Consider the following 8,740-nt stretch of genomic DNA (forward strand, 5'->3'; position numbering starts at 1 on the left):
GGCGGCGCGGGCGGCCCGGACGGCGGTGTCGACGTCCAGCGCGCCGCCGGCCGGGACGCGGCCGATGACCTGCTCGTCGGCGGGGTTGACGACCTCGATCACCTCCCCGCTTCCGGCGGGGCGCCAGGCGCCGTCGATGTACAGGCCGTCATGTGCCTTCATGCTGTGTCCTCCCGGCAAATCCGCGTCGTCCGGCACAACAAACTAGCGGTGATAGTTTTGGTGCGCCAGACATTCCCGGCCGCGGATCACAGGGCGGGCCACCGGGCGGGACACCGGGCGGGACTCCGGGCAGGACTCCGGGCGGGACACCGCGGGCGACCGCGGACGGGCCACCGGGCGGGCCACCGGGCGCACCGTGGGAACAGACCCGGCCGGTGCGTCGCGAAGACGGACCGGCCGGGGCATCGTGACAACGGAACGGCCGGGGCGTCGCGAGGACGGAACGGCCGGGGCGTCGTGACGACGGAACGGCCGGTGCGGACGCCGTGTCCGCACCGGCCGGTCCGCCGGTCATCTCGTGGCGGTCAGATGGGCGAAGACCACCACGTTGCTGGTGTAACCGGTCCGCCGGCTGAACAGCCCGCCGCAGGTGATGACCCGCAGTTCCGGGCGCCCGGTCGCGCCGTACACCTCCTTGTCGGGGAAGCCGAGTTTGTCGAAGACCTTCACGCGGTCCACGGAGTAGACGGCGGTACGCCCGTCCGCGCGGCGGACCTCGACGGTCTTGCCGGGCTTGACCTGGGCGAGTCCGGCGAACACGGCGGGGCCGGTCGTGGTGTCGCGGTGGCCGACGGCGATCGCGGTACCGGCCTCGCCCGGCGTGGGACCGCCCTCGTACCAGCCGACCAGCCTGGGCCTGTCGACGGGCGGCGTCTCCAACTGCCGCTGCCCGTCGAGCCGGAGGGGGGTGATCGGGGCGTCGACACCCAGGGAGGGCACGCGGAAGGACGTCGGCCGGGACCGGGGCAGCGGGCGGGGCGGCGGCCCCGGAGGAGCGGAGGACGCGGGATCCGCCGTGCCGGGCCCTCCCCGGCCGTCGGCCCGGGCGGAGTCCGCGCCCGCCGCCGCCACGGTGTGACCGCCCGGCCGGCCGGGCCCCGCCGGCCCGCACCGGGACCACATGGTCGACAGGACGACGACCAGCAGGGCCGTCCTGGCGAGACGGTAGGCGCGGGTCCGGTACCAGGGCCTGCGTCGGTACCTACGCTGCACCATGGGGGCGGCGGCGGATCAGCCGGAAGTACACGGCACCGCAGACGGCGACCAGGCCCACGGCCGCCGCGGCGGCCACCGGCGAGTACGCGGCGGCCGTGTCGATGAGACCACCGCCGCCCGCGTGCACGCCTCCCCTGGGGGGCTGCTGGTCACTCTGGCCCCAGGCGCCGTTGTCCTGCTGGTGGTCCTCGATCTGCCCGCCCGGCCCCTGTGCGCCGTCGTGCTGGCCCTCACGGCAGTTGACCCGGAAGACCTTCTCCTTCACGGCGGCCGGTGTCCCCACGGTCCAGCTGATCTTGTACTGGCCGTCCGCCAGACCCAGCGCGTCGGTGTGCCCGGCACCGCCGGCGAGCTGGATGACACCCGTCACGGTGGCGGCGGTGGGCAGCGGCGGCTGGGGCGTGATGGTGTAGGCGATCGTGCCCAGGTCGTCGAAGTTGACGGCCTCGAGGAAGAACTTGCAGACCACCGGGTCGTCCTTCGACGATCCGCTGAGCGACGTCACGAAGGGCGTACGCGCGGTGTGGATCCTGATGTCGCCGTTCTCCCCCTGGGCCATCGCGCCGGGCGCCACCACCCAGGACGCGCCCGCCGCGGCGAGGGCGGTGAGGACGACTGTGGAGCCCGCGCGGGAGCCGATGGCACGTGGGGGTGTCAGGGTGGGCATGCGCAATCCTCCGAGTTCAGACGATTTTCATACAAATCGCTCTTTCGCCTGGACTCTCCTTCATGGGCCGCGCAGCCTCCGGCAGCGACGCCCGGCGCGCCGTCAGATATCGCTCGTGCGGCGCAATCCCGGGCCCTGGGACCGCTCCCCCGTCACCCGTCCGGGCGTGGCGCCGCGGTCGCCGGGCTGCCCCGGTGACCGCAGCGCCACGCCGGACGACACCAGCAGCAGCGCTCCGAGCATCACGAACGGGGCCGCCGCACCGGCCAGACCGGCGACCAGCCCCGCGGCGGCCGGAGCCGCGACCTGGCCGAGCCGGTTGCCGGTCAGGCGCAGGGCGAGCGCGGTGGAACGGGCCTCGGCGGGCGCCGCCTGCACCACCGTCGTCATCGACAGCGGCTGGCCCACCCCCAGACAGAAGCCGAGCGCGGTCAGCGTCGCACCGAGCGCCCACACCGGCACCGGCAGCGCGACCCCCGCGCACAGCACGGCCGCCATCAGACAGGTCACGGTGAGCAGTGCGGGCCGGCCGAACAGCCGGAGCAGCGGGGTGAGGACGAGCCGGCAGGCGATGGTGGCGCCGGCCCGGAGGCTGAGCAGGACGCCGACGACGGCGGGGGCGATGCCCCGGTGCTCGCCGACCACCGGCAGGTAGGCGGTGAGCACGTCCGTCGCGGACAGCACCGACAGGCTGACCAGCATGCCCGCGGGCACGCCCCGGGCCCGCAGGATGGCCGCGACCGGCACCCGTCCGCCCTGCGCGGACGGGGAGCCGGCCGCCGCGGGATCCTCGATGCGCCACAGTGAGCCGAACGCGACGGCGGCTCCGGCGGCCGCCGCGACGAGGGCGAGCGCGCTGCTGCGCGCCATGTCGGGACCGTCGATGAGCGCGCCCGCGGCGACGGGTCCGACGAGCTGGCCGAGGGAGGCGCCGATGGTGAAGTGGCCGAAGTTGCGGTCCTGTTCGTGCGGCGCGGACCGGCGGGCCACCAGGGACTGGGCGCCGATCACGAAGCACAGGTGTCCGAGGCCCATCACCCCGCTCCACAGGGCCATCGCCGCCGACGAGCCGGCGAGGCCGCTGAGCGCGCAGCCGCCGGTGATGAGGAGCACGCCCGCCGTCAGCAGCGGCGCGCAGCGGCCGTGGTCGGTGCGGCGGCCGAGCGGTACGGCGGCGAAGAGCGGCAACAGGGCGTACACCCCGGTGATGACACCGATCGCCCGTTCGTCGGCGCCCAGTGCGAGGGCCCGGTAGGAGACGGCGGGCCGGGCCATCGACACCGCCCCCTGCGCGCAGCCGAAAGCGATGACGAGGCGGAGCAGCCAGCCGCGGTTCGCACCGGGCGCCATGGGTGAAGTCCCTTCCCGGCGTGGTCAGACGATGCCGAAGAGGATGCCCGCGCCGAGGACCACCAGTGAGGTGAGCGCGGCCCACTTCACCACGAACCGGGTGTGATCGCCGAACTCCACCTTGGCCATGCCGACCAGGACGTAGACGGCCGGGACGAGCGGGCTGGACATGTGCAGCGGCTGGCCGACGATCGAGGCGCGGGCGATCTCGAGGGAGGAGACGCCGTGCGCCTGGCCCGCCTCGGCGAGCACGGGCAGGATGCCGAAGTAGAAACCGTCGTTGGACATGAAATACGTGAGCGGGATGCTCAGCACGCCGGTGACGAAGGCCATGTGGGGGCCCATGCCGGCGGGGATGTTGTCCACCAGCCACTTGGTCATGTGGTCGACCATGCCGGTGCCCTGCAGGACGCCGGTGAAGACGGCGGCGGCGAACACCATGCCGGAGACGTTGAGGACGTTCTCGGCGTGCGCGGCGATACGGGCCTTCTGGTCCGGCATGTGCGGGAAGTTGACGGTCAGGGCGAGGGCCGCGCCGAGCAGGAACAGCACCGGGATCGGCAGCCACTCCATGATCATGGCGGTCAGCAGGACGACCGTGAGCAGCGCGTTGAACCAGTACAGCCTGGGGCGCAGGGTGGGGCGGTCCGGGTCCAGGCCCTGCAGGCCGTCGTCCTCGGGCTCGCCGGACACGGCCGCCGACTCCGCTGCCGGGCCGGAACCGCCGGGCAGCTCCGCCTCCGCACCGGAGCCGCCGGGCAGCTTCGCCTCCGTACCGGAACCGGCGGGCAGCTTCGCCTCCGTACCGGAACCGGCGCCGACCAGCACCGTCTCGGTCTCCTCCACCAGCACCTCGTCCAGCGTGAGCACGCCGAGCCGGGCCCGCTCGCGCCGGCCGAGGACGTAGGCGAGGACGAGGACGAAGAGCAGGCCCACGGCGAGCGCCGGGATCATCGGTACGAAGATGTCGCTCGCGTCCACCTTCAGCGCGGTGGCGGCCCGGGCGGTGGGGCCGCCCCACGGCAGGGTGTTCATCACGCCGTTGGCCATGGCGGCCACACCGGTCATCACCACCAGCGACATCTTCAGGCGCTTGTACAGCGGGTACATCGCCGAGACGGTGATCATGAAGGTGGTGGAACCGTCGCCGTCCAGGGAGACGATCGCGGCGAGCACCGCCGTACCGACCACGATCCGCAGCGGATCGGCCTTGCAGAACTTCAGGATGCCCCGCACGACCGGGTCGAAGAGGCCGACGTCGATCATCACACCGAAGTAGACGATCGCGAACATGAGCATCGCCGCGGTGGGGGCGAGGTCGGTGACGCCGTCGATGACGTAGTCGCCGAGCCCGGCGCCCTTGCCGACGAACACGCAGAAGAGCGCGGGGACGAGCACGAGCGCCGCGATCGGCGACAGCTTCTTCAGCATGATCAGGACCAGGAAGGTCGCGATCATGAGGAAGCCGAGGATGGTCAGCATGAGTGGATACCTAACGTTCGCCCTTGAACATCCCACCTGGGGGTCGGCGGTGCGACGACGTTAGGTCCGTACGAACGGCGTTAACAAGATGTTGACGCGCGAGCAATAAGCGCAGAAGTCCAGGTCACGACCGTGCGGGCCCGCTCAGTCCAGCAGGCGTCCGAGATAGGCGCGCAGCAGCTCCCTGGTCTCGGCGATGATCGCCTCGTCGCCCTGCGGATCGACCCGGAAAGCCAGCTGGACGAGGGTGTCGGCGCTCTCCACGGCGACCAGGAAGGCCCGCCGCAGGTCCGCGTCCGGGGTGCGGGCGAGATAGCCGGCGAGCAGGTCGGTGAGCCGGTCGGCGACCCGGGTGTTGGGCTCGCCGTGCCGGGAGCCGACCGGGATCTGGTTGCCGAAGTCCACGAGGGAGAAACCGGGCGCGGTGCGCTTCATCGCGAGGTACTCCTCCAGGACGGCGTCCATGGCGGCACGCCAGTCCCCCTGGCCGGCCGCCTTCAGCCGTTCCGTGACCCGCTCGACGTACCGCTCCAGGTTGCGCTGGGCGAGGGCGTCGGCCATCTCCCGTTTGTTGCCGAAGAAGCGGTAGACCGAGCCGATGGGCACCTGAGCGCGCTGGGCGACCGCGCGTGTGCTCAGGGCGTCGTAGCCGACCTCGTCGAGGAGGTCGGCGCAGGCGTCCAGGATCCTGGTCAGCCGTTCGGCGCTGCGCCGCTGGACGGGCGCGCGGCGGAGCGATGTCGCGTGGGGCACGGGCTTCATGATGCCTCTCCGCCGGGGCCTGGTGAACCTCACCCCACGGTACGGAGACGGGTGACCCGTGCACTCATCCGGCGAAGAGTGTGTTCACCTGTGGACACCCCTACCGGACACCTTCCGTTCACCTGCCGCGTTCACCCGCGGCGGTTGCGGACGGGTCCTCGGAGACCGGTTCCTGTTCCTGCGCGACCGGACCCTGCGCGACCGGTTCCTACGCGACCGGTTCCTGCGCGACCGGTTCCTGCGCGACCGGATCCGCGGCGGCCGACCGCGCGGTGCGCGTCTCCACGTCGGAGACCGTGACGTCGGCGGTGTTCTCCACCGGCTTGCCGCGTACGGCCCACACCGTGCCGTCGTCGGCGTACAGACGGACGGTGATCCGGTGGGTGCCGTGCGGGACGAGGCCGGCGGCCAGGTGGTAGGCGGGGGCGTGCAGCCGGGCGATCCGGTGGCCGTCCACGAAGAGGTGGGCGAGCCCGCGGCCGATGGCCGCCGCGGGCCGCGTACCGGGCGCGGAGCAGCGGAAGTTGTGGAAAGCCAGCCGCACGTCCCAGCCGCCGCCCGCGTCCGGGGCGACCTCGACGGCCACCTCCGGGGCGTCCTTCCTGGGCACCTCGCGCAGGTTGCGGCCGGTCTCGTCGGTGACGTCCAGGACCTTCCCGACCGGCGACGGTGAGACGGTGTCCCCGTGCGCCTCGCCGGTCGAGCAGGCCACCGCTCCGGACGACAGCAGGACGCACACCGTGAGCGTGGCGAGCGGGCCACGCCTCCATTTCCTCCAGGACATGAGCGGGAGCGTAGAACAGCACCCGGCCGCCCCGGATCCGTCTGAAGTCTGGTTCCCGTCCTACCTCCCGGGGAGGACGCCGGGCCCCCTTGCGCGAGCACCCGCTCATTCCTACGGTGTTGCATAGGAATCGGGAGCGCGAGGAGCGAACATGAGCGGGGACGCACGCAAGACCGCCGAGGGGCTGTCGTACCTGACCGGCTTCGGCAACGAACACGCCTCGGAGGCGGTGCCGGGCGCCCTGCCCGAGGGCCGCAACTCGCCGCAGCGGGCCCCGCTCGGCCTGTACGCCGAGCAGCTGAGCGGTACGGCGTTCACCGAGCCGCGGGCGGACAACCGGCGCTCGTGGCTCTACCGCATCCGTCCCTCGGCCGCCCACCCGGCGTTCACCCGCACCGGCAACGGCGCGCTGCGTACGGCTCCCTTCGCCGAGACGGTGCCCGACCCCAACCGGCTGCGGTGGAACCCGCTGCCGGAACCCCCGGCCGGCACCGACTTCCTCGGCGGCCTGTGGACGCTGGGCGGCAACGGCGACGCGACCCAGCGCTCCGGCATGGCCGTGCACCTGTACCACGCCAACGCCTCGATGGACCGGGTCTTCTCCGACGCCGACGGAGAGCTGCTGATCGTGCCCGAGCGCGGCGGACTGCTGCTGCACACGGAGTTCGGCCGGCTCCATGTGGAGCCCTCACATGTGGCGTTGATCCCGCGCGGTGTGCGCTTCCGTGTGGAGCTGCTGGACTCGGCCTCCGACGACGGGCAGAGCCCGACGGCCCGGGGATACGTGTGCGAGAACTACGGGGCACCGTTCCGGCTCCCCGATCTCGGCCCGATCGGCGCCAACGGACTGGCGAACGCGCGGGACTTCCGGGCGCCGGTCGCCGCGTACGAGGACGTCGAGGGCCCGGTGGAGGTGGTGAACAAGTTCTGCGGGAACCTCTGGACCGCGACCTACGACCACAGCCCCCTGGACGTGGTGGCCTGGCACGGCAACCATGTGCCGTACGTCTATGACCTGCGCCGCTTCAATGTGATCGGCACCATCTCGTACGACCACCCGGATCCGTCCATCTTCACGGTGCTCACCTCCCCGTCGGACACCCCGGGTCTGGCCGGCGTGGACTTCGTGGTGTTCGCGCCGCGCTGGCTGGTGGGCGAGGACACCTTCCGGCCGCCGTACTTCCACCGGAACGTGATGAGCGAGTACATGGGCCTGATCGAGGGCGCGTACGACGCCAAGGCGGAGGGCTTCGTGCCGGGCGGCGGATCGCTGCACAACATGATGTCGGCGCACGGCCCGGACCAGGAGACCTTCGACCGGGCGAGCGCGGCCGAGCTGAAGCCGCAGAGGATCGACGACGGCCTGGCCTTCATGTTCGAGACCCGCTGGCCGGTGACGCTCACCCCGCACGCGGCCGGGGCGGACCACCTCCAGCAGGGCTACGACGACGTGTGGCGGGGACTGGAACGCCACTTCCGGGCATGACGGCCGGCGTTGCGCCGGACCTTCCCCGCCGGGTACGGATAGCCGAGTGACCTCCTTCGCTCCGGATTCGATCGTCCTGAACCGCAAGCTGCCGCTGTGGTACCAGGTGTCGCAGTCGCTGCGCGCCTCGATACTGGGCCGCTCCCCCGAGGACCCGCTGCGGCTGCCGACCGAGGAACGGCTGGCGGAGCACTACGGGGTGAGCGTGCTGACCATGCGGCAGGCGCTGAAGGAACTGGAGGACGAGGGGCTGATCAGCCGGCACCGGCGGCGCGGCACCTTCATCGAACCGGGGGCGCGGCGCGGGGCGCCGGTGCGGCTGCTCGGTTCGGTGGACGCGATCGTGGCCCAGCAGTCCGGGATGACGACGGAGCTGCTGGGCCACGGGCGGGTGCCGGTGCCGGGCGGACTCGCCGAGTACTTCCCCGATCTCGCGGAGGTGGCGGCGTACCACCGGCTGCGCAGTGACGAGAAGACCGGTGAGCCGACCAACCACGCCGTCAACCACGTCCGTCCCGAGCTGGCCGACCGCGTCGATCCGGAGGATCTGGTCCGGTGGCCGATGACGAAGGTGCTGCGGGACGTGGTGAAGGCGGACATCAGCCGGATCACGGACACGGTGGAGGCACGGCTCGCCGACCCGGAGACGGCCCGGCTGCTGGAGGTGCCGTTGCTGAGCCCGATCCTGCATTACACGGGTGTGACGTACGACAGTGAGGGGCGGGTGCTGGACGTGGCGGTCATCCACTACCGGGGGGACCGGTTCTCGTTCACGGTGACCCTGGACGCGTGAGCGCTCCGCTGGGTCGGCCGTGGGTGGGGGCGGGGGGCACGAGGCGTTGTGCGCCGACGTGTGGGTGTGCGGCAAGCGTGGACGTGCGCGGGGGGGTGCCTCAAGCGTCGACGTGTGGGTGTGCGTTCGCCTGGGGCATCGACGTGTGCGGGTGCGGCAAGCGTCGGCGGGTGCGGGTGCGGGTGCGGGTGCGGGTGC

Annotated in this window: 9 protein-coding genes; 2 read left to right on the forward strand and 7 right to left on the reverse strand. The window is 72.3% G+C overall.

Going from position 1 to position 8,740, the window contains the following annotated elements; genetic code table 11:
- From GT045_RS36650 to GT045_RS36680, 7 genes are all read right to left on the reverse strand, one after another.
- Positions 1–162, reverse strand: a 162-nt coding sequence (locus GT045_RS36650; RefSeq protein WP_161336857.1) for an aldehyde dehydrogenase family protein, incomplete at its 3' end; no start/stop codon positions are given.
- 351 nt (positions 163–513) lie between these two features.
- The gene (locus GT045_RS36655; protein ID WP_161336858.1) at positions 514–1,218 is read right to left on the reverse strand and encodes a class F sortase; all 705 of its coding nucleotides are present in this window, start codon (positions 1,216–1,218) and stop codon (positions 514–516) included.
- Complete coding sequence (locus tag GT045_RS36660) at positions 1,205–1,885, reverse strand: hypothetical protein (protein ID WP_161290135.1); 681 nt, start codon at positions 1,883–1,885, stop codon at positions 1,205–1,207. The genes GT045_RS36655 and GT045_RS36660 overlap by 14 nt, the downstream gene beginning before the upstream one ends.
- Before the next feature lie 102 nt (positions 1,886–1,987).
- Entirely contained in the window at positions 1,988–3,235 is a 1,248-nt protein-coding gene (locus tag GT045_RS36665) for an MFS transporter (RefSeq protein ID WP_161336859.1), read from the reverse strand.
- Positions 3,236–3,259: 24 nt separating this feature from the next.
- A complete protein-coding gene (locus GT045_RS36670) occupies positions 3,260–4,717 on the reverse strand; it encodes a citrate:proton symporter (protein ID WP_161336860.1) in 1,458 nt (485 codons plus the stop codon).
- A 144-nt stretch (positions 4,718–4,861) separates the two neighbouring features.
- The gene (locus GT045_RS36675; protein ID WP_161290141.1) at positions 4,862–5,479 is read right to left on the reverse strand and encodes a TetR/AcrR family transcriptional regulator; all 618 of its coding nucleotides are present in this window, start codon (positions 5,477–5,479) and stop codon (positions 4,862–4,864) included.
- A 208-nt stretch (positions 5,480–5,687) separates the two neighbouring features.
- Positions 5,688–6,263, reverse strand: coding sequence for a hypothetical protein (locus tag GT045_RS36680; protein ID WP_161336861.1), 576 nt, complete (start codon positions 6,261–6,263; stop codon positions 5,688–5,690).
- A 151-nt stretch (positions 6,264–6,414) separates the two neighbouring features.
- Here GT045_RS36680 and hmgA point away from each other — a divergent pair, with 151 nt between their 5' ends.
- Both hmgA and GT045_RS36690 read left to right on the forward strand, forming a co-directional pair.
- The gene (gene hmgA / locus GT045_RS36685) at positions 6,415–7,749 is read left to right on the forward strand and encodes a homogentisate 1,2-dioxygenase (protein WP_161290145.1); all 1,335 of its coding nucleotides are present in this window, start codon (positions 6,415–6,417) and stop codon (positions 7,747–7,749) included.
- 46 nt (positions 7,750–7,795) lie between these two features.
- Positions 7,796–8,542: a GntR family transcriptional regulator gene (locus GT045_RS36690; RefSeq protein ID WP_161290147.1), complete on the forward strand. Its 747-nt coding sequence runs from the start codon at positions 7,796–7,798 to the stop codon at positions 8,540–8,542.
- Positions 8,543–8,740: the final 198 nt, after the last annotated feature.

The organism is Streptomyces sp. SID486, from assembly GCF_009865385.1.
Lineage (GTDB): Bacteria > Actinomycetota > Actinomycetes > Streptomycetales > Streptomycetaceae > Streptomyces.